Here is a 21,521-nt window from a genome sequence, read left to right as displayed (position 1 = left end):
AAGGGGCGTGCTTATTATTCCATCAACCGTGCTCGTAACAGGCTGTGCTGGTTTCATTGGCATGCATGTCTCAGAGAGATTGCTTGAAATGGGTATGAAGATCGTCGGCATCGATCATCTCAATGACTATTATGATCCGCAGCTCAAGCAGGCTCGGCTGGAAAGACTAAGAAAGCATCCTCAGTTTCACTTCTTTCCCTGGGATATCAATGACGCGCAAGGAATGACTGATTTATTTAAACAGCATGCCATCTCCTTTATCATTCATTTGGCTGCACAAGTAGGGGTGCGATATAGTTTGGAACAGCCTCACACCTACATCGAAGCGAATGTAGCCGGATTTGTTCACATGCTGGAGCATGCCAGACAGCACAAGGTGAAGCACTTCATCTATGCCTCCTCCAGTTCTGTGTACGGAGCCAATTCTTCTTTACCGTATTCTACAGCCCAACCGGTCGATCATCCGGTCAGCTTGTATGCCGCAACCAAACGATCCAATGAGCTCATGGCACATACATACAGTCATCTTTATCAATTGCCGACAACCGGTCTCCGTTTTTTTACGGTATACGGACCATGGGGACGACCGGACATGGCCCCTTATTTATTTACAAAAGCCATTTTGCGCAGGGAGCCCATTGCATTGTTCAATCAGGGGAATATGGTGAGAGACTTTACTTACATCGATGACATTGTGGAGGGAATGGTTCGTTTGCTGCCACTGCCTCCAGAGTCATCCTTGCTGTCACCGTATCCGTCAACCCACTATGAAGGGCTCGAGTCGGACACATGGGCACCGGATATCAGCACTGCGCCGTTTCGCATTTACAATATTGGAAGCGGGAGAGCCGTGCGGTTGATCGACTTTGTTCAGACTCTGGAAGAAGTTATCGGTCTTCCTGCTCAGAAGCAAATGAAGCCCATGCAGCCTGGCGATGTCAGGGCGACGATCGCTGATATAGACAGCTTGACCGTGCGAACGGGATTCAAGCCAGAGACCTCCTTGTATGAAGGTTTGAAACGTTTTGTAGACTGGTATATCACCTATCATCAAAGTGAACATTAATCCGACTTGGAAAAACGAACATACTAGGAATCTTTTCGTTCACACCAGTTCATAGACTGGTGTTTTTTTTGTGTTTCCCGTTTCAAACTTTTTCTTGCGGGGTATGTATGGGGAGACTTCCAGGAGAAGTTAAACTGAATGAATCATGGAAGAGGAGGAACAGGAGTGAATGCATCTGCAAAATGGAAGAGATTGAGTGGCGCGGTTGCTGTGATGCTTGTGATCAGTCTGGCTTTGCCTGTACTGGCGCTTGCGGCAGATCGTGTCGTATTTCACTTTGACAAGACCTCGCAAACCGTAACCGGAGCCGTTTACTATGACGATGCCAATGATGCAGATCCATCTGTAACGAAAGCGGTCTATGTGGAATCACCACAAGGCACGCAGATTGACATTACGAACCTCTTGACAATGACGAGTCACACGAATGGAAACGGTCTCTATTATTCGCTTGAAGGTGATCTCAGCAGCACAGGCGTTACAGAAGATGTTTATGGGTTTCATTGGATGGATGATAACTCGGTATTTGCCGGACTGGACACTGTGACAGGTTCCGTCTATCAGTATGTATATGAGAAGCCTGAGAGCAATACAGGAAATAACGGAGGAAATGGAAGCAGTAACGGAAATGGATCTCCTTCTACAGGGGGAAGTATCCCGGATGGATCAGGATCAGAAGGTGAGGAAAGTGACCCGCAGGGTGCAGAGTGGATATTGACCGAGGAAGATCTTCAGCCTGACAGCAACGGCCGCATTACACTTGAATTAGATGATTCAACGGAAGTGTTGCGCATTCCGGCAGATACAGATGCCATTGCAGAAAATGTAGAATGGGTGATTCAGGGAACGGCCTTTCAATTGACCATCCCAGGGAAACTGTTGCTCGAACATCTGGATCTCCTACATTCAAATGAATGGAGCCAGGCAGAAATTGTACTTCAGATGAAATCGTTGCAAGATGAACAAATCAGTGTGGTAACAGCAGCGGAAAATCAAGGAAATACAGAGATGACGCCAGCTGGAGAAGTGATTGACTTTGAACTATTCGTAGAAACGGACGAAGGGGACCCACTCCGTCTGACCGGTTTCACACCAGCCCTTACCCTTTCTATGCGAATCGACATGGATACGGAGGACAGGCTGACGTACATGTATACGATCAATGAGATGGGCAATGCCACCTATGTGCCAGGTGACAAAAAAGATGGTTGGCTGACGGCAAAGGTCTCTCATTTTAGCCCATATGGCATTTTCACATATGAAAAAGACTACGTGGATGTTAAAGGTTCTTTTTGGGCCTATGATGTCATTCGTCAATTAACGGCACAACAAATTGTATATGGCGTAAGTGATGCGGAGTTTGCTCCTTCTCGCGCTGTGACGCGTGCGGAATTCACCGCCTTGTTGGTGAGAGCCCTCCAACTGAAATATGTGGCAGATCATCCTTTCCAGGATGTAAAGGATACCGCGTGGTACGCGGCTGATGTAGCAGCAGCTTATCAGGCAGGACTGGTTGAAGGCCGAGCAGCGGACCAGTTCGCTCCTCAGGAGAAAATTACCAGAGAAGAGATGGCGGTTATGCTGATGAGAGCCTATGAGCGAAAATATGGACAGCAGACGCTATCTGGTGATGATAATGCCTTCACAGATCGAACGTCCATCAGTCCATGGGCCATGGTCGCGGTCAATGAGGCTGTAGAACTGGGATTGCTTGTTGGACAAGGGGAGCAAGTCTTTAATCCAAAAGCGTGGACCACGCGTGCAGAAAGCGCTCAAGTTATTCAGCAGCTCCTTCCTTAAAGCTTCGTTCCAAATTTAATAGATGAGAGAATAGACTTGGTCAGAATGAGCCAAGTCTATTTTCTCGTTCCTCTTCCCTCACAATTCCTGAATTTTGCACGAAACCTTTTCATAGATTCTATAGTCTATATGAGTAGAGAGATAGAGGCCCCATATTTCATCGTGCAGTCCGATATCAGATTTGGAAGGAAAAACGGGAGGAGAAAGATCATACATGCACAACAATCAAAAATGGAAGAGGAAGGGTGCCGTGATTGCCTTAAGCACCCTGATTGCCTTGCAAACGACAGGTCCAGGAGCAGAAGGCATCCTCCGGGGAAGCTTGTTTTCTGCAACGCAGGCAGAAGCAGCCGCGAAGCAGCCTGTCCTTCAACTCGTAGAAGAATCGCCTATTACGGCAGGCGCTGTATTGAAAAAATATGTGCGAACATTTGAAAGAAACGGCAAAAACGTACAGGCTGAAGCCAACGTCGTCGTCGTGGACCTGCAGAATCCGCATGTCAAACTGGATGTTATGACAGGACGACAAGGGCAACTGACCAAAACGAATACCGTGTTGAATATGGCCAAGGAAACCTCAGCCGTTGCTGGCATGAACGCAGATTTCTTTTCCTTTTCTGCGGAAGGTTCACCGCTGGGTCCTTCCATCTCGAATGGAGAGGTCATCACCAGTCCTTCTCCGGTTCAGGGTCTTTACACGTTCGGTCTGACAGAGGACCGCAAACCGGTGATTGACCAGTATCAATTTACCGGAACCGTCAAAGCTGCGAATGGAACGGCTTTTCCGCTCGCAGGAATCAATCAGACCTATTCCTGGTATAAAAACGTCAGCGGTGTCACCGAGCACAGTCATCAGAATAAAATTCATCTCTATACGTCTGATTGGGGCCAGATCGATCGAGGCAATGATGGAGCCACAACGCCGACAGAAGTACTCGTACGAAATGGAGTGATTGAGCAAATCTCCATTGGAAAAAAACTGGAGATGCTCGTACCTAAGGATGGCTACATTCTGAGAGCGGCCGGAACAGCGGTCGATTATGTGAAAACCAGTCTCCAGGTCGGGCAAGCGATTCAAATTGATTATGCCATGAAATCAACCAATCCCAAAAATCTGTATGATGCAGCCGATTTCGAGATGCTGATTGGCGGGCATACCTTGTTGGTTGAAGGAGGAAAGCCGTCGGCGTTTTCCAGAGACATCTCCAGCATAGACGGCAATCGCTCACGTTCTGGTATCGGGTACTCTGCGGATCGCAGATACGTGTACCTGGTTACAGCTGATCATGCGGGAGATAGCGCAGGTCTGTACGTAAGAGAGTTCCAGCAGCTCATGGTGGAAATGGGCATTGAGAAAGGCATGAATTTGGATGGTGGCGGGTCCACTACGCTGGTGTCCAGACCGCTCGGTACGTTCGATCCCAAGCTGGCCAACACACCGGAATTCAGCTCCCAACGTTCTGTCATTAACGGGATTGGCGTCTATACAGAAGCACCTGACGGTGAAGTGAGCGGAATCCTCATAGACGGCAGCCAAATGCTGTTCATCGGGGAGTCCAGCCAGTATCAATATCGGGCCTATGATCAATATTACAACCCGATTGATACTTCAAAAACAACCGTCCAGTGGTCGCAGAGCCAGCCTATCGGCAGTCTCTCTGGGCAAACCTTTACCGCGACCAAAGCTGGCACCACCACGATTTCTGCCAAGGCAGGAAATGCCGTGCAAACCAAGCAGATCCGTGTCATTGGCAAACAGGACCTCGCTTCCGTCAAGCTCAAGCCAGCCAGTGCTTATGTCCTGACTGAAGGGAATGCTTATCAAGTGTCGCTCGAGGCCGTGACAAAAGACGGCATCAAGAAAACGATTCCGAATCACCTAGTGCAATGGGAGTGGATCGGATTTGATGGCCAGACGACTTCAAATGGGTTTAAGGTGAACACCATTTCAGACAATCAAGGTGTGGGACGTGTGATCGCCAGGTATGATGATTTCAGTACCATGCTGACCTTGCCGACCGGAGTGGAGAAGCCGTTTCTTGACTTTGACGGTCCGACGCCTGGTATTTCCAAGCTCGTAACGCCATCTGAAGTGAATGGTTCCGTCACAGCTAATGGGCCTGTCGGCAGCAACCCGACCGATGCGCTGCGAATTGACTATGATTTTACGGCAGGCAAAGGGACTAAAGCCGTCTATGCCTCCTTCAACGAAGACAAGGGTGTCCAGATTGATGGCAAGCCCCTTCAATTAAAAGCAAGCATCTATGGCGATCAGAGCTACAACTGGGTACGAGGCGAGATCGTAGATGCCAGTGGCAAGAGTCATTACCTGGAATTCACCCAAAATCTGGACTGGAGTGGCTGGAAAAGTGCGGTGGCAGATTTAAGTAAATTGAATGTCACCTATCCGATTAAATTGAAAAGACTGTATGTCGTTAACCCGGAAAATGGACAGGACAGCCGGGGGCTCAAGGGCACCATCGCTTTCGACAACCTCGTCTGGATGATGCAGGGCCAACTGCCGGCTATGCAATACCCGAAGGTTTATGTAAAGATTAACCAGAAGAGCTTGCAGGTAGACAGCCAGCAAATGGTGCTGGATCAGGCTCCAGTTGTCAAAAACGGTCATACGCTAATTCCCATTCGGTTTATCGTGGACGCCTTGGGTGGACAGGTGAGGTGGGACCCTAAGACGAGCAAAATCACCGTGATCAAGGGGGAACACTTGCTGGATATGTGGATTGACAACCGCTTAATGGTGAAAAACGGTATCGCGACTGAAGCTCCGATTGCCCCTGAAATTATGAGTGGACGTACGATGGTTCCGCTGCGATTCATTGCCGAAACATTTGGGTGGAAAGTCGGATGGGACCAGGCGACTAAAGCCGTTACCCTGCAGTAATTAGTCCTTTTAGCATACCCCGATGTCGATAAATTGTGGTAACATGATAATCAGGACTGCCTATGTCTCGTACCGCGTGCAGGGGCTGCCGCGGTGCGAAAGCATATTATGAAGAGCGAGGAGACGGGCGACGTGAATGTTCAAGCAGATTCGATCGACCGCGTGATCAAAAATGCGGTAGAAGTGATGGACAATAGCAGATATCAGATTTTTGAGATTTGCGAGAGCGCCCGCTCTGAGCTTGATTCGTTGAATAAAGAGCTGGAGAAGGTGATCGAGGAAACGAAAATCACCATTGACCGTGTAGACCAGTTGGAACTGGATTTTCGGAAGGCTCGTATTCGTTTGTCCGAGGTGAGCCGGGATTTCGGGCGTTACCAGGAGCAGGACATTAAACAAGCCTATGAGACTGCGACCAAAATTCAGATGGACATCCTCATTTATCGGGAGAAAGAGATCAACCTCAAAGCCAGAAGAGATGATTTGCAAAAAAGGACTAGAAATGTAGAAAAAACGATTGAACGTGCGGAAACCGTTGCGTCTCAGATGAATGTGGTCCTGGAATATTTGTCTGGTGATCTCAATCAGGTGACCAGAATCCTGGAATCCGCTAAAAATCGTCAGCTGCTGGGATTAAAGATCATTTTAGCTCAAGAAGAAGAGCGAAGACGAATAGCCAGAGAGATTCATGATGGCATGGCTCAATCAATGGCCAATCTGATCTTGCGAACGGAAATTACCGAGCGCATGATGAACAAGCAGGACTATGAGATGGCCAAGGTCGAAATTCATGATCTGAAGGGTCAGGTAAGGGACAACCTGGAGGAAGTTCGTAAAATGATCTTTAATTTGCGTCCAATGGCTTTGGATGATTTAGGGTTGATCCCCACACTTCGGAAATTTGTGCAGGACTTTGAGGATAAGCACAAGATCCGTACCCAGTTTGATTTCCACGGCAAGCAGGCCAGACTCCCGTCGGCAATGGAGGTCGCTTTGTTCAGGCTCGTACAGGAGAGCTTCTCCAATGTGCTCAAGCATGCCCAGGCGACATTCGTAGAAGTATGGATTACGTACCAGCAGGATCGGGTCCAGGTCAGCGTGGCGGATAATGGGGTCGGATTTGATCCAGAGCTGGTTGAACGCAAAATATCCGAGGGAGACAATTTCGGCTTAATGGGAATGAAAGAGCGGGTGGATCTCCTGGAAGGAACCTTTAAGATTGAGTCGAGCAAGCAAACCGGCACCAAAATCAAGATTGACGTTCCTCTGAAAGTCGAGGAAGAAGCGATAAAATCCGAAAATGGCAAGAAAGGAGCGGGAGAAGAATGAAATCGATACATACCCCTAATACCGTAAAGCTGGTTCTCGCCGATGACCATGCCCTGTTTCGGGAAGGGCTAAAGCGCATTCTCAACATGGAAGATGATTTTGAAGTCATTGGCGAATGTGGAGATGGCATTCACGTGCTGGAGCTCTGCAATGAACTCAAACCGGATGTCGTGCTGATGGATATCAACATGCCGGTCGAAAACGGCGTCAGTGCGACAGAGAAGATTCGGGAAATCTTTCCGCAGATGAAAGTCATTATCCTGTCCATTCATGATGATGAGAGTTATGTGTTTGAAACGTTACGCAAGGGCGCAACCGGATACTTGCTCAAAGACATGGAGGCCTCCGAGCTTATTAACGCGATTCGTACAGTGGTGCAAGGCCATGCCTACATTCATCCCAAAGTAACCGGGAAGCTGATTAACCAACTCCGACGAATGACCTATCTCGGTGGTGATGGAGTCGCAGCCACAGCGGAATATGTGCAAGAGGCCAGTTCAGGTTATAGTACTATGAAAGAAAGTCCTCTCACGAAACGGGAAGCAGAAGTGTTGCGTCTGATGGCCACCGGTAAGAGCAACAAACTGATTGGAGAGAATTTATATATTAGTGAGAAAACTGTGAAAAATCATGTAAGTAGCATTCTTCAGAAAATGGAAGTGGATGATCGCACCCAAGCTGTGATCAACGCCGTCAAAAATGGGTGGGTTACGCTGTAGTAGCTAGATAGAACCCTTCCAGGTGCATGAGGCACTTCCCCCTGCGCTATCGCATATACTGGGTGGTAAAGGGAGGTAGAGCCTCATGATCGTAGGGTTAATTTGGATCATTGGCATATATGGGACTGCGATGCTGACCGTTCACCTTTTGCATCACTTGCTTCATCATGAGCAGCGTGCAAGCAAGCATTATCTACTATGGATACCCAGACAGCAGCTTCAGCTGGAGTGGTTTTTGCGCATGGTATTGGTGTGGAACTGGACGCGTGGCACCCCCATTCGTATGACACTGATGGTGGAACAGGATGAACACCCTGTTACGAAAGAAGTAGTCTGGATGGCGGCAAAAATACTGAATCGGGCTCAGGTTCCGTATCAGATTCATGATCAGCGCTATCCGGTGCAATGGATTTCCAGAACCCCTCATGAAGAAATGGTGCAGATTCAATTCAGAGCACATGAAAATTTAAAGCAGTGGGTGTGTCCGTGACCTATAATCGGAACCGCTTACATGAGCGTATCGTATTGAAATTGAGATGAAGCACATCTCTGTCCATCCTGACAGAGGTGTGTTTTTTTAATGCCATCATTCAGAAGGGGGAGCAGGACATGAGAGGGACGGGATATGACCTGATTCTAAGCAATGGGCATCGCAAGCCGATGCTCAGTATTTGCTTCTCGGTGGACCTGATCTACTGGCAATTGCATCATACAGCCGTGGAAATGAATATATGGGCAGAGGAACAGTCTTGGAGCCGAATTTATCCTGATTACTTGAAGAGACAGGCACAACTGACAGGTGAGCGTAAGGCTGTTCCCGCCATGCCGGAATCATTCCCCGCATCAGTCTCTTCAGATAGGAAGCAGACAGATCTGTTTCATCCAGGTCATCCATCGCTGCAGAACACCAATTCAACCCGTTCCCAACGCAAAGCGAGCTTACTGAACGATTGGAGGAAGCTGCTGGGGGTGGAGCCATCGATGACAGTCCAGCAGATTGATTGCATCTTGCAAGAACTTGCCCGCGAAATTGCAGGCAGAGGACTGCTGGACACCGAGTGTGAACGATGGATCGCGGAGCGGCTCCCCGTTTCGCAAACCACTCTGACATGGAAAGGATGGATCCAATGTCTGTATCTTCGGGGAGAGATTAGCTATGAGCAAGGGATTGCTGGGCAGACTCATACAGGTTGGCGAGGGAGGGTGAAACGCAACCGACTGATTTGCTCCAGATGCGGTTCTGCAGGAGAAGAATTGAAGTGGACACACTGTGCGAGCTGTGAAGCGGCATGTCCTTCCTGTGCGGGATGCTTGACGATGGGACGATGCCGTTCCTGTTCCGTCTTGATCAAAGGGACCTTGCAAGGTGAGAAGCCGGTTACGTGGTCTCACCTCCCATCTGTGGAACTTGCGAAATGGAGCCTGAGTCCAGCACAGACGGAGGCCGTTCAGTCAGGATTGTCATTCTTGCAATCTCCTGCATCTTCTTCCTTTTTGATTTGGGCTGTAACGGGGGCAGGCAAGACGGAAATGATCTACCCGCTCATTGAGGCCGTGTTGGCCGGGCATGGCCGGGTAGCGGTAGCTTCTCCACGCCGGGATGTGATTCTGGAATTGAAGCCGAGAATGGACAAGGCATTCCCTGAAGTGCGTATTGCTGCGCTATATGGAGGAAGTGAGGATAGCTGGTGTTCATCAGATTTTATACTGGCTACAACTCACCAGCTCATGCGTTTTCGCGAAGCATTTGATCTCCTGATTATCGACGAACTGGATGCCTTTCCCTATCATCAGGATGAAAGACTTTATTTTGCAGCCAGGCAGGCGAGAAAAACGTCGGGCAAAGTGATTTTCCTTTCGGCCACTCCGCCTGCATCCATGAGGAAGCAGGCGAAGAGAGGTCAAATGCCTTCCGTCAGGGTTCCCGTCCGATTTCACAGACATCCGCTGCCGGTTCCACAACGGGTGAGAATGAAATCACTTCGAAGCTGGGTGGGATCTCGAAAAGTGCCGTCTATGCTCATTCGTATCCTGATGCAATCCATGGAACGGGGTGCTCAGCTTTTTCTGTTTTCACCTGCCATTCGATTTGTGGAAGATCTTGTTGAAGATTTGCGTACATGCTTTCCGCAATATGCGATCGCAGGTACATCCAGCAAAGATCCGAAGCGAGCAGAGAAAGTAACCGCTTTTCGGAACAAGGAACTGAATGTGCTCGTAACCACAACCATATTAGAGCGTGGGGTGACCATTCCCAAAAGTGATGTGTGCATCCTGGATGCGGACAGTTCATTATATGATGAAGCTGCTCTCGTGCAAATGGCGGGTCGTGCAGGTCGGTCTCCGTCAGATCCCTGCGGAAGGGTCTATTTCTGTTCCACTCAGGCAACCGCATCGATGAAAGAGGCAATCGGTCAGATCACCGATATGAATCGGCTGGCCCAGCGAAAGGGGTACCTGCGATGAAGAAACTGATGGAAGCGCTAATGAGTCAAAAGTTGCCGGAGTGCCTCGCATGTGGCAGAGCGAAAAAACAGAGTCGTGGCCTCTGTACGACATGTATTGCGGAAATTCCCTGGGTGCAAGCCATCCAGTGCAAGCGATGTGGTCGGGATATCGAATGTCCGGATTGTCGTCGATTGGTGGGGCCGTATGCCCTTACTGCTCAGCGAAGTGCGGTTCGTTATGCAGAACCCTTCCAGCATTGGCTCGAACAGTACAAGTTTTCTGGAAACGAGCAGTGGCGCCCCTGCTTTGCTTATTTAATGGAACGAGCGTATGAACGGCTTATTGCAGACTTTCCGGCCTTGCTGCAGCATCCAAGGTTTCTCATTCCGATTCCGCTTAGTCGAGAGCGCTTGGAGCAGAGAGGATTTAATCAGGCCGAGCATTTAGCGAAAGCATTGGCGCTCCATGAAGGGCTACCCATGTTTTCACTGTTAGAAAGACCGGTTCATCTCGAGAAGCAAAGCAGTCGTACACGGCAGGAACGATTGCAAGCCCTGTCTGGTGTATTTGCGATTTGCCCGCAAGAAAATCGCAGGTGTATTGTCTGGTGGAAGCGTAACAGAAGACAGAAACCACCCGTCGCGATTCTCATCGATGATATCTATACAACAGGAAGTACTCTGCATGAAGCAGCGGTCACGCTTCGAAAGAAGATCCCGATTCCGGTCTTTGCCCTCACACTGGCAAGATCCTAGTTCTTTAGTCAGTTAATCAGCAACAGAAAATGGGAGAAAAGAAGGACGTTTCAAGTTTCCTCTTTTAACAATGGAGAGTTTCACGTATAATGAAAGTGTTACAGAAGACAGTCCTCATCATTGATAGAGTAAGGAGGGTCCTGAATGAACTTAATGGCAGCAAATTGTCCGCGATGTGGAAGGCTGTACAATCGGGCCTCAGGAGATGTGTGTGGAAATTGTATTCGTGAAATCGAACAACAATATGAAAAGTGCTTGCATTATCTGCGTGAAAATAAAGGATCTAATATATATGAAGTGAGCGATGCGACAGAAGTACCGGTCAGACAAATCTCCAAATTTATTCGGGAAGGACGCATTTCTATTATGGATGCACCCAATATGGGTTATCCTTGCGAAGTGTGCGGAGAAATTATTCAAACTGGCGGCATGTGCGACAATTGCCGCAATCGTTTGACGAGGGATGTAAGAAAACTGACCCAAGCGGCAAATCCGTCTTCGAATGGCCAGAAATCGTCAAGTCATGATCATGCCAGTTACACCATCCGGGAAAAGGATGACAAGTAATCGGCCCAACATGGCTTCCAACAAATAGCTATTAACATACGTCAAGCAAAGACCGATAAGAGAAGTATAGATTATCGGTCTTTTATTATGGGCAGAACGAGGTGTAGGCAATGAAAATCAATGATGTGCATCGGACAGGCGCGGTTCAGCGCTATCAAAATCAAAAAGCAGGAACGGAAGGACAGGCAACAGGGAAAAAGGGCAAAGCGAAAGACTCTCTTCAAATTTCCGAAGCGGCCAAGGAACTCCTGCAAGTGCGGGGATCTGAGCATGCAAACCGTAGCGAGAAAATGGAAGCATTGAAAGAAGCGGTGCAGAGCGGACAGTACCAGGTAGATGCTGAGAAAGTCGCAGAAAAGATGCTGCAGTATTTTAAAAATCCGTATCGGAATTAGGTGAATACAGTGAACATGCAAGCGATTATCGCCAGTCTGGACCAACTGATCAAACTTCACCAGGCTTTGATGACTTTGGCTGAAGTGAAAAAAGAGGCCATTATGAATAATGATGTGACCGCATTGAATCAGACGGTTCAAAAAGAACAGAAATTGATGAAGGCGATTGTGGAAGCTGAGCAACACAAATCAGAGGCGATTGAGCAGTATATGCAGGGCAGGAATTTGCCGATTACAAAAGGGATGACCCTCAGTCAACTTTTGAAGTTTGTGTTTCAGCAACAGGACAGAACGGATCTGGGCGAGCGGCAGGAAAGGTTGGCCGCTCTGCTCAATCAGCTAAAGGAGAAGAACGATCTGAATCAGCAGCTGCTAAAGCAATCGTTGGCGTTCATTCATTTTTCTCTGGACCTGCTCACTGGCTCCGATGAGGATGACGTGGTATACCAAAATCCGGCCGCTTCTTCCAAAGATCAGAAGCGCAAAGGCATTTTTGATACGAAGGCATAGGGAAGTCACAGGGACGCGATAGGGAAGTCAGAAGTCATTATACGGCAAAGGAGAAGAAGCGATGGTATCATCATTTCACGGATTGGAAACCGCCAGACGAAGCTTGTTTACCCAGCAGGCTGCGCTTCATACAGCGGGTCATAATATTGCAAATGCCAATACCAAAGGCTATTCGAGACAAACCGTCAACATGCAGAGCGCAATCCCGATAGAAGCCTATGGGATGACGAAGAGTGCCTATCCAGGTCAACTGGGGACGGGGGTTGAATATGATTCCGTCACGCGTATACGCGAGCAGTTCCTGGATCATCAATTCTGGAATGAAAACAAGTCATTGGGGAGCTGGGAAATTCAGCGGGACACGCTCGAAAAACTGGAAGCTATTGTAAATGAGCCTTCCGATACGGGTATGCGAGCTGTACTGGATCAATTCTGGGAATCATGGTCCGGACTGGCCAATGACCCGGACAATATAACGAGCCGTAAAATTGTGCGTGAGAACGCCCTCGCTCTTGTTAATACCTTTAATGCCACTTACGTGCAGCTTCAGGATTTGCAGGGTGATTTATCAGAGAACATTGATGTAAAGGCGAGGCAAATCAATGACATTGCGGTCAGCATTGCCAATCTGAACAAGCAGATTCAGAAGATTGAAGGATTGGGCGATCACGCCAATGACCTCCGGGATCAGCGCGATATGCTGGTAGATGAATTGTCCAAGGTGGCAAACGTAGACGTTGTCGTCACCGAGCAGGGATATAATGTGAGTATTGGTGGAACGGCATTGGTGACGGGACATACGGCGACTCCGATAGATGCAGCGGGTTTGGAAGGTGCCTATGCTTCAGGAGATCTGCAGGGAGGAGAGGTATTCGGCATGTTGCGCTCCCGCGATGTGTTTGTAGCGGATTATATGGCTCAGCTCGATACGATGGCTAGCAGCATTGCCACCGGAGAAATCACCATCACCATTCCGGCTGGGTCGGTATTGCCGGATGGCACGACTTTGGATGGGGTTACGTATACAGGAGCTGCCCGGACCTTGAGCAGTGACTTGACCGTACAGGTGAACGGACTTAATCAATTGCATCAGCTCGGTTATTTGACAACGGACCCTTTGCAGGCTGGAGATGAATTCTTTGTAGCCAGCAGTGGAAGCACCATCACCGCCTCGAACATTTCCTTGAATCCTGCCATTGCAGCGGATTCCACCCTGATCGCATCTTCCATGCGCACGATGGTGGATGGCAGTGGAACGGAAAAAGTGGTGAAAGGGAACAATACCCTGGCGACCCTAATGTCGGAACTCAGAGAAACCAAATTCTCCTTTACCGGTGGAACCATCAGTGAAGGAACGATAGATGATTACTTTAGGTCGATTGTTGGTCAGCTCGGGGTGCAGACGCAGGAAGCTCAGCGGCAGGTGAATAATCAGCAGGTCATTGTGGACCAGGTTGATATGCGAAGACAATCAGTCAGTGGCGTTTCTCTGGATGAGGAAATGGCCAACATGATCAAGTTTCAGCATGCGTATTCAGCAGCTGCCAGGTTTATGACCACGTATGATCAGCTCCTGGACAAACTTATTAACTCTACCGGTGTGGTTGGCAGATAACGTCCATGATGGATAAAGGAGGGATATAATGCTTCGAGTCACGCAAAGTATGATGAACACGCAGCTCATTCGTAATGTGAACAAGAATTTATACAAGATGGATAACTATCAAAATCAGGTTTCTACAGGCCGTAAAATCAACAAACCGTCCGATGATCCGGTAGGTATCACCTATTCCTTGCGATACCGTTCTGAACTGGCGGCGAATGAACAGTATCAGAAAAACGTCGATTCTGCCCTGTCCTGGCTGGATTTCTCCGATACCGTCCTGGGGCAGGCTGGGGACGTCATGCATCGTCTCAAAGACTTGTCTATTCAAGCAGGAACGGGAACAAATCCGCAAGTGGCCCTCGACGGCATCAAGGAAGAGATCGAACAGTTGAAGGATCAGCTCATTGATATTGCAAATAGCCAGATCAATGGCAAGTATGTGTTTAATGGACAAACGTATGACCAGACGCCGTACAATGTGCAAGATCCTTCCTTTGACGCCAAACTTGCTGTAACTGATTCGGGTGACGTGGATTTTACCATTGGTTTGGGTGTTCAGGTGTCTGTCAATATGTCTGGCAATGAGGTATTTGGGAATCCCGGGGATGCAGACAACATCTTTAAAGTGCTGGATGATTTGATCACGGACTTGGGTAGTGGGAATTATGCTGGAATAGGATCGCAAATTCAGCATTTGGATATGAGAATGGAAAAAATACTTACTTACCGTTCGGAAGTGGGAGCAAGAGTGAATCGTGTGGAGCTGATGCAAAACCGATTGTCTGAGCTCGAATTGAATCTGATGGAGCTGAAATCAAAAAATGAAGATGCAGAGTATGAAGAACTGCTGATTAATGCCAAGATTGCAGAAAGTGTCTACCAGGCCTCGCTTTCTGTCGGAGCGAAAATCATTACCCCCACCCTGGTTGATTTCTTAAGGTAGGGCTAATGAGATGATACCGTTTCCGATGATTCGTATGCAGCAGGTTCAAGGGAGAATCGGGATCGAGTCCCAGGCGGCTCGAATAGAAATTAGACAAAAACCGGCTGAATTATCGATTCAAACTACACAAGCAAAACTCGAAATTCAAAATGCCAGGGTGGAAATGCAAATCGATCAATCCAGAGCGCATGAAGCCTTGACAGGCGGCAAACCCATGCCATTTATGGAACGAATTTATTCACAGATCCCCTCGATTGCTCTTCAGGCGATAGCCAAAAAAGTAGAGGATGGAAACCGGATGGCGGCCATTACGAAGCCAGGAAATACAATTGAAGAGATTGCCTACGAGAATGCGATGGATACAGGGACCAAACTAGATATTTATGGCCCGGCCTCTTATGACAATGTGGATATCTTTTTCACCTTGCATAAAGCGGAAGTTGCCGTTCAGCCGGGATCGGTTCAAATCGACTGGCAAACGAATCAACCAACCATAGACTATGTGGAGGGAATGGTCAACGTCTATGTGAAGCAACAAGCCTCGCTGACCATTACCCCGCCGGAAATTAATCGCTTAGCTTAATGGAAAGAAAGACTATAGACATGGAGTCTATAGTCTTTCTGTTTCCTGATTCAGAATGGAACCAAATCGGAATAATTATGAAACTGCGGTAGGAGTGAGACGATGCGTGTGGAAACCTCGCAATTTGGCGTGCTAGAAGTGAATGATGAGGAAGTGTACACTTTTTCCCAAGGCATTCCTGGATTTGAGCATCTTCATCGTTTTGTATTTGTGGAAATCGAAGAAACCCCCTTTGCGTATATGCAGTCCGTTGAGGAAGCAGCCTTGGCCTTGATTGTCACCAACCCATTTGTATTTTACCCGGAGTATGACTTTGTACTGCCCGAAACGGACAAGCAGGATCTGGACATTCAGGATGAGCAACAAGTGCTGGTGAAGTGCATCGTCACTGCCCAGAATGACTTCTCCAAATCGACCATTAACTTGTTGGCGCCTCTGGTGTTGAATGTGCATACCCGCTGTGGAAAGCAGCTTGTGTTGCATCAATCATCCTACATGACAAAGCATCTTCTTCTGCGTCAGCAGGAAGAGAAATAGGAGGGGATCCCATGCTTATTTTATCCAGAAAACCGGGTGAATCTATCATGATCGGGAATGACATTGAAGTCACGATCCTGTCCGTGGAAGGCGATGTGGTGAAGGTGGGGGTGAACGCGCCGAGAGACATAAGCATTCATCGCAAGGAAATCTACATCGCGATAAAAGAAGAAAACGAAGCTTCCTTTAAACAACAAGCCACTGTGGATGCGCTAAAAAATTTCAAAAAGCTATAAACAATGACGAATGGCTTGACGATAAATAAAGTAGAAGCTTTTCAAGGGCGGCCGACCTTGGAAAACTGAAACCACATGGAAGTGGGAAAACACACATTCAGGGAGGAAATAATCATGAGAATTAATAACAACATTACCGCATTGAACAATCACCGTAACATGTCCATCAACAACATTGCTTCTGGTAAAAGCATGGAGAAACTGTCTTCCGGTCTTCGGATTAACCGTGCAGCAGACGATGCAGCAGGTTTGTCTGTATCCGAATTGATGAGAGGTCAAATCCGTGGTCTTCAGCAAGCACAGCGTAACGCTCAGGACGGAATTTCCTTCGTCCAAACCGCTGAAGGTGCAATGAACGAAGTCTCTGCTATGCTCGTTCGGATGAAAGAGCTGAACGTACAAAAAGCAAGCGGTACGTACTCTACTGAAGACAAGGCAAACATTGATGCTGAGTTGAATCAGTTGGGTAAACAAATTGACAGCATTGTTGATGATACGAAATTTAATGGTACGGCTATCACAACTGGTGCTAGCATTGTTGTTTTGGATAATGACTCTACTAAAATTCAAATTAGCGGAATTACAACTACAAGTATTAAAGGATTGACCTCCGCAAGTGCTACATCAGTCATTGAAACGGCAATTAAAGCAACTTCAACTGAGCGTGCGAAGCTAGGGGCGGTTCAGAACCGTCTGGAGTATACGTCCAACAACTTGGGAACCACCATTGAGAACCTGTCTGCTGCAGAATCCCGTGTTCGTGATACGGATATGGCAAAAGAAATGGTTGATCTGACGAAGAAAAATATTCTCTTGCAGGCATCACAAGCGATGCTGGCCCAAGCGAATCAGCAGCCGCAAGGCGTATTGCAACTGCTTCGTTAATCAAATCAGTGACTTATTAGAGACCTTAGTTTATCTAGGGTCTCTTTTTGTTGCAAGCGAGAGGCTAAAATGGTGTGATGTTGAGACTCTATTTTTAGGTAAAATTTAACACAATGCTTAACTTAAAAAAAAGGAGTAATATGTCGATATACATATTATCACTTTCCTTGTCTATCTGGAAAGAATCATGAAAGAGAGACCTTAGAAATTTAAGGTCTCTTTCTATCAATCGTCAGACACGTATGAATATAGATTAGAAAGGCTGGTTGGAACATGAAAGCTAAACCTATTACTCAGTTATCGCCTGCTTATTACGAGCAATTTGCATGTATTGGTTCAGATTGTGAAGATACATGCTGTGCAGGCTGGACCGTTCCGATTGATGTGAAGACCTATCATAAATACAAGAATGTAGAAGATGAAGAGCTAAGCCTTCTAATGGATAGTTACGTGATCAAAAAAGAACCTTCAGAGAGCAGTCAATTACAATACGCTACCGTAAAGCTGGATAGCTGTGGAAGTTGCCCCTTTCTCAACGAGGATAAGCTGTGCAAAATTCAGTTGAAAATAGGGGAGGATTATTTGTCCCACACCTGTCATACATATCCGCGTGTTACCAACCAATTCGATTTTGTCATGGAAAGGTCATTAAGTGTGTCATGTCCGGAAGCAGCCAGATTGGCCATATTGAATAAAAACGGTATAGATTTTAATCAAGAGATGGTAGAGGAAGACAAGAGAAATCAACCGACTTTGCAAGTTGAAACGAAAGGGTTTAAAGATCATCGCAGACATTTGTGGGAAATGAGAGTACTGGCTATTCAAACCCTGCAGGATCGCAGGTATTCCATTGAGGACCGGCTGATTATGCTTGGGGTCTTCTTGCAAAACATTGTGGCTCAGGCTGATCAGCATGGTCACAAGATCGTTCCAGGCTTTATTGAGCAGTGCAAGGGCATCTTAGACAGGGGAGATCTGAAAGATGCCCTGGGTGAGGTGGATAAAAATTGTGAGTTCCAGATTCGCCTGGTGTTGCCCTTGATTGTGGAGAGAATTAAATATGGTGTATCTTCAGTCAGATACGCTCAATGTGTAGAAGATTGTTTCAATGGAATCGGGTATAACGGATCTAATGAAGCAATGGAACTCGAGCAAAGGTATGTACAAGCCAAAAGTCAGTATTATGACTCGTTCATTCCAGAACATGAATATGTACTGGAAAATTATTTGGTTAATTATATGTTCAGAACGATGTTTCCATTGAATCATCATGAAGATGTGATGGATGTGTACTTGAAAATGGTGGTGCATTTTATGCTGGTCAAACTTCACATGGTTGGCATGAGCGCACACTACAAGCAGTTTTTTAGTGAGGAACATTTAGTTAAACTGATTCAATCTTTTGCCAAGTCGTACGAGCATAATACACAGATTTTCAAAGTGATAACAAATGCCTTAAAGAATAATGATATTCTCGATATAAGTGTGCTTTCCGTTATCATTAAAAATTGATGGCATCTATAACATCTGCGCATTCCTGCACCGATATAAGAAGTAACATGACTTAACGGGGGAATGAGCGTATGAATGGTGATGTTTCCATATCCAGAAACATAGGCAAGCCACTCACTTCTGGTCTGATTGCAAGATCAGAAGGCAGCACAGAGCATTCCGGCGCAAACATCAAGACGACATCCAACATCCAGACCGGGTATGAATTGAAACTTGCTGAACTGCAAGGGGACAGAATTCCTGTGGGGGAAGAACAATTGATCAAAGCAATCGATCGAGCGGTTATGGCGTTACAAGGACCAAATACCACTTTCGAGGTCTCTCGGCATGAGAAGCTGAATGCGATTACGGTGAAGGTTTTGAACAAGGATACGGGCGAATTGATTCGCGAGATCCCGCCAGAAAAAACATTGGATCTTGTCGCCAAGATGATGGAGATTGCGGGAATTTTAATTGATGAGAAGATATAGGGGGTGCATGAATATATGCTAAGAATAAGCGGTTTTTCCACTGGCCTCGATATAGATTCACTGGTTGTCGATTTAATGAAGGCCCATCGCATCCCTGTAGATCGGGTCAAACAGGAAAAACAACAAGTGGAATGGCAGCGGGAGCAGTATAGGGAGTTTAGTACGAAGCTCGTTTCACTTCGAAACGAGAAGATGTTTAACCAAATCAATACGCTCACTTCATTGGCAAAAAAAGCTGTGGTAACCGGAGACCAAGTTGGAACCGTAACAGCGACGAATCAGGCGACGGGCAATCCAGTCGTGTTACAGGTAGACCAGGTGGCCACTGCGAAGAAAGCATTTGGTCAATATACAGGCGGGGTCGATGTCAAATCTACGACTACCATGAGCGAGCTGGGGATTGCAGATAATTCCGTCACGGTTAACGGAACCGTTATTAATTTCACGGGTACGGATGATGTGGCTACCGTATTAAAGAAGATCAGTTCCGAAGCTGGGGCCGGAGTGAAAGCGACATTTGATACCGCGTCCAAATCGATTACGGTTACCAATAAAGAAACTGGTGCTTTAGCCTTGAATTTCTCAGGGGATCTGTTTTCCACGTTTAATGTGGCGGTAGATGCAGCAAGTGGCGTGGATGCTCAGTATTGGATCAACAAAGATCTGGGTGGACCGATGGTAACCAGTAATTCGAATAAAGTTGATTATGATGGCTATACGATCAATGTCAATGCAACGGGAACCGCAACCATCACCGCTACTGCTGATACGGACAAGATTGTGGATACCCTAAAATCTTTTATTAGTGATTATAATGAGGTGTTGACTTCACTCAACTCGAAATTAAAAGAAGAACGTCACCGAAAATTTCTGCCGCTGACAGAAGATCAGAAGAAGGAAATGACGGAAACGGACATAAAACTGTGGGAAGAGAAAGCAAAAAGTGGATTGCTGCGAAATGATATTATTCTCTCAAAAGCGGCTACAGACATGAGGAGCGCAACAACGGCATTATTCGGTACAGGCGCCGATCAGATCGACATCACATCCCTCGGTATTGAGACGGGGCAATGGTTTGAGGGTGGCAAGCTGATTCTAAAGGACGAGAACAAGCTGCGACAAGCCATTGAGGACGATTTGGATGCAGTGGTTAACCTATTTACTGCAAGAGATACATCCGATACTTCTGCCACCAGTCAAACCAATGGCTTGATGCGTCGATTGACCAATGTGATGGATGTAGCGCTGAACGATCTCGCGAATAAAGCAGGGACTTCAATGGTCAGTTCTGATATCAGTTTCTCTTTCAATGCAGACAGTCAGATTGGTGATATGCTGCGCAGACTCGACCAGCGAATTGATAATGGATTAGATAAGCTGGTACGGCTGGAAAATCAATATTACAAGCAATTCACTGCCATGGAAACCGCGATTAATCGGTTTAATTCTCAGTCAGCATCTTTTGCCCAAATGTTCCAGTAGAGGAGTGAGAATGTCTTATGATATCTCCACAGCAGAAATATCAACAGAATCAAGCTCAAACAGCATCTCCAGACAAGCTGCTGATTATGCTCTATGATGGAGCGATTCGCTTTGTGAAATTAGGTATTGAAGGCATTGAGCAAAAAAACATAGAAAAAGCGAATACGTTTTTGTGCAAAGCACAGTCCATTATTCATGAATTTATTGGCACGTTGAATTTTGACATCCCCATTTCGCAAAATCTGCTCCAAATTTATGAATATATGCTTCACCAACTGATTCAGGCCAACATGAAAAAGACAAAGGGGCCTGCTGAGGAAGTGCTTCAGCAACTAATTGAATTGAGAGAGACATGGGTTCAGGCCAGTGCCCAAAGCCGTGCAGAAAGCACAGCCTTTGCAGGTAAAACGAATGCATAAGACGCTGCATCCATTTCTTGTGAAGACAGAGGAGTTTAGCAAAAGGCTTGAGAATGCGACAATGGATGAATTTGTTGACTTCATTGCTTATCGGCAATCTGTTTTGGATGAGCTAGAAGAATATATCCGGTACACTCCACTTAATTCTGAGGAAAAGCAGACGCTGAAGAAGGCACAAGCCTACGATGAGGCTATCCTGAGCAGGATGACCATGTTGCGTTCAGAAGCGGGGATCTGGCTGAAGCAGAACAGTGAAAAGAAAATCCAGAAAAAAGCGTACAATCAAATGTACACCGGAGAAAGCATGTTTCTGGATAAAAGGAAATAAACCATTTCAAGAAGCATGATATAATTTTG

Annotated in this window: 22 protein-coding genes; all 22 read left to right on the top strand. The window is 46.9% G+C overall.

Annotated features, from left to right (window positions below):
- Positions 1 to 7: 7 nt before the first annotated feature.
- The 22 genes from ACFSUC_RS10335 to ACFSUC_RS10230 all read left to right on the top strand — a co-directional run bounded on the left by ACFSUC_RS10335 (position 8) and on the right by ACFSUC_RS10230 (position 21,492).
- Positions 8 to 1,066: an SDR family NAD(P)-dependent oxidoreductase gene (locus ACFSUC_RS10335; protein ID WP_379929486.1), complete on the top strand. Its 1,059-nt coding sequence runs from the start codon at positions 8 to 10 to the stop codon at positions 1,064 to 1,066.
- A gap of 165 nt (positions 1,067 to 1,231) precedes the next feature.
- Complete coding sequence (locus tag ACFSUC_RS10330; RefSeq protein ID WP_379929485.1) at positions 1,232 to 2,866, top strand: S-layer homology domain-containing protein; 1,635 nt, start codon at positions 1,232 to 1,234, stop codon at positions 2,864 to 2,866.
- A 214-nt stretch (positions 2,867 to 3,080) separates the two neighbouring features.
- Positions 3,081 to 5,768 (top strand): stalk domain-containing protein, encoded by a 2,688-nt coding sequence (locus tag ACFSUC_RS10325; protein ID WP_379929484.1) that lies wholly within the window; start codon positions 3,081 to 3,083, stop codon positions 5,766 to 5,768.
- A gap of 132 nt (positions 5,769 to 5,900) precedes the next feature.
- Positions 5,901 to 7,097: a sensor histidine kinase gene (locus ACFSUC_RS10320; protein ID WP_379929483.1), complete on the top strand. Its 1,197-nt coding sequence runs from the start codon at positions 5,901 to 5,903 to the stop codon at positions 7,095 to 7,097.
- A complete protein-coding gene (locus ACFSUC_RS10315) occupies positions 7,094 to 7,816 on the top strand; it encodes a response regulator (protein WP_379929482.1) in 723 nt (240 codons plus the stop codon). Before ACFSUC_RS10320 ends, ACFSUC_RS10315 begins: the two co-directional genes overlap by 4 nt.
- Positions 7,817 to 7,901: 85 nt before the next feature.
- Complete coding sequence (locus ACFSUC_RS10310; protein WP_379929481.1) at positions 7,902 to 8,306, top strand: hypothetical protein; 405 nt, start codon at positions 7,902 to 7,904, stop codon at positions 8,304 to 8,306.
- Between the two features lie 119 nt (positions 8,307 to 8,425).
- Positions 8,426 to 10,282, top strand: a complete 1,857-nt coding sequence (locus tag ACFSUC_RS10305; RefSeq protein ID WP_379929480.1) for a DEAD/DEAH box helicase — start codon at positions 8,426 to 8,428, stop codon at positions 10,280 to 10,282.
- Positions 10,279 to 11,019: a ComF family protein gene (locus ACFSUC_RS10300; RefSeq protein WP_379929479.1), complete on the top strand. Its 741-nt coding sequence runs from the start codon at positions 10,279 to 10,281 to the stop codon at positions 11,017 to 11,019. The genes ACFSUC_RS10305 and ACFSUC_RS10300 overlap by 4 nt, the downstream gene beginning before the upstream one ends.
- Before the next feature lie 144 nt (positions 11,020 to 11,163).
- Positions 11,164 to 11,586, top strand: coding sequence for a flagellar protein (locus ACFSUC_RS10295; protein ID WP_379929478.1), 423 nt, complete (start codon positions 11,164 to 11,166; stop codon positions 11,584 to 11,586).
- A 110-nt stretch (positions 11,587 to 11,696) separates the two neighbouring features.
- The gene (gene flgM / locus ACFSUC_RS10290; protein WP_379929477.1) at positions 11,697 to 11,981 is read left to right on the top strand and encodes a flagellar biosynthesis anti-sigma factor FlgM; all 285 of its coding nucleotides are present in this window, start codon (positions 11,697 to 11,699) and stop codon (positions 11,979 to 11,981) included.
- Between the two features lie 15 nt (positions 11,982 to 11,996).
- Positions 11,997 to 12,491 (top strand): flagellar protein FlgN, encoded by a 495-nt coding sequence (locus ACFSUC_RS10285; protein ID WP_379929476.1) that lies wholly within the window; start codon positions 11,997 to 11,999, stop codon positions 12,489 to 12,491.
- A gap of 61 nt (positions 12,492 to 12,552) precedes the next feature.
- Positions 12,553 to 14,106: a flagellar hook-associated protein FlgK gene (gene flgK, locus ACFSUC_RS10280; RefSeq protein WP_379929475.1), complete on the top strand. Its 1,554-nt coding sequence runs from the start codon at positions 12,553 to 12,555 to the stop codon at positions 14,104 to 14,106.
- Positions 14,107 to 14,134: 28 nt separating this feature from the next.
- On the top strand, positions 14,135 to 15,040 hold the full coding sequence (gene flgL / locus ACFSUC_RS10275) for a flagellar hook-associated protein FlgL (RefSeq protein ID WP_379929474.1): 906 nt from the start codon (positions 14,135 to 14,137) through the stop codon (positions 15,038 to 15,040).
- 10 nt (positions 15,041 to 15,050) lie between these two features.
- Complete coding sequence (locus ACFSUC_RS10270; protein ID WP_379929472.1) at positions 15,051 to 15,623, top strand: DUF6470 family protein; 573 nt, start codon at positions 15,051 to 15,053, stop codon at positions 15,621 to 15,623.
- 102 nt (positions 15,624 to 15,725) lie between these two features.
- On the top strand, positions 15,726 to 16,160 hold the full coding sequence (gene fliW / locus ACFSUC_RS10265) for a flagellar assembly protein FliW (RefSeq protein WP_379929470.1): 435 nt from the start codon (positions 15,726 to 15,728) through the stop codon (positions 16,158 to 16,160).
- A gap of 11 nt (positions 16,161 to 16,171) precedes the next feature.
- A complete protein-coding gene (gene csrA / locus ACFSUC_RS10260; protein WP_379929468.1) occupies positions 16,172 to 16,396 on the top strand; it encodes a carbon storage regulator CsrA in 225 nt (74 codons plus the stop codon).
- 114 nt (positions 16,397 to 16,510) lie between these two features.
- A complete protein-coding gene (locus tag ACFSUC_RS10255; RefSeq protein ID WP_379929466.1) occupies positions 16,511 to 17,281 on the top strand; it encodes a flagellin N-terminal helical domain-containing protein in 771 nt (256 codons plus the stop codon).
- Positions 17,282 to 17,554: 273 nt separating this feature from the next.
- Complete coding sequence (fliB, locus tag ACFSUC_RS10250; RefSeq protein WP_379929465.1) at positions 17,555 to 18,793, top strand: flagellin lysine-N-methylase; 1,239 nt, start codon at positions 17,555 to 17,557, stop codon at positions 18,791 to 18,793.
- A 71-nt stretch (positions 18,794 to 18,864) separates the two neighbouring features.
- A complete protein-coding gene (locus tag ACFSUC_RS10245) occupies positions 18,865 to 19,263 on the top strand; it encodes a flagellar protein FlaG (protein WP_379929464.1) in 399 nt (132 codons plus the stop codon).
- Between the two features lie 15 nt (positions 19,264 to 19,278).
- Complete coding sequence (fliD, locus tag ACFSUC_RS10240; RefSeq protein WP_379929463.1) at positions 19,279 to 20,745, top strand: flagellar filament capping protein FliD; 1,467 nt, start codon at positions 19,279 to 19,281, stop codon at positions 20,743 to 20,745.
- 17 nt (positions 20,746 to 20,762) lie between these two features.
- Complete coding sequence (gene fliS / locus ACFSUC_RS10235) at positions 20,763 to 21,164, top strand: flagellar export chaperone FliS (protein WP_379929462.1); 402 nt, start codon at positions 20,763 to 20,765, stop codon at positions 21,162 to 21,164.
- Positions 21,157 to 21,492, top strand: coding sequence for a hypothetical protein (locus tag ACFSUC_RS10230; protein ID WP_379929460.1), 336 nt, complete (start codon positions 21,157 to 21,159; stop codon positions 21,490 to 21,492). Before fliS ends, ACFSUC_RS10230 begins: the two co-directional genes overlap by 8 nt.
- Positions 21,493 to 21,521 lie beyond the last annotated feature (29 nt).

This window comes from Marinicrinis sediminis, from assembly GCF_042685085.1.
GTDB classification, from domain to species: Bacteria; Bacillota; Bacilli; order Paenibacillales; family KCTC-33676; genus Marinicrinis; species Marinicrinis sediminis.
Note: the sequence above shows the minus strand (reverse complement) of the source record. Positions and strands in the feature narration are given on the sequence as shown.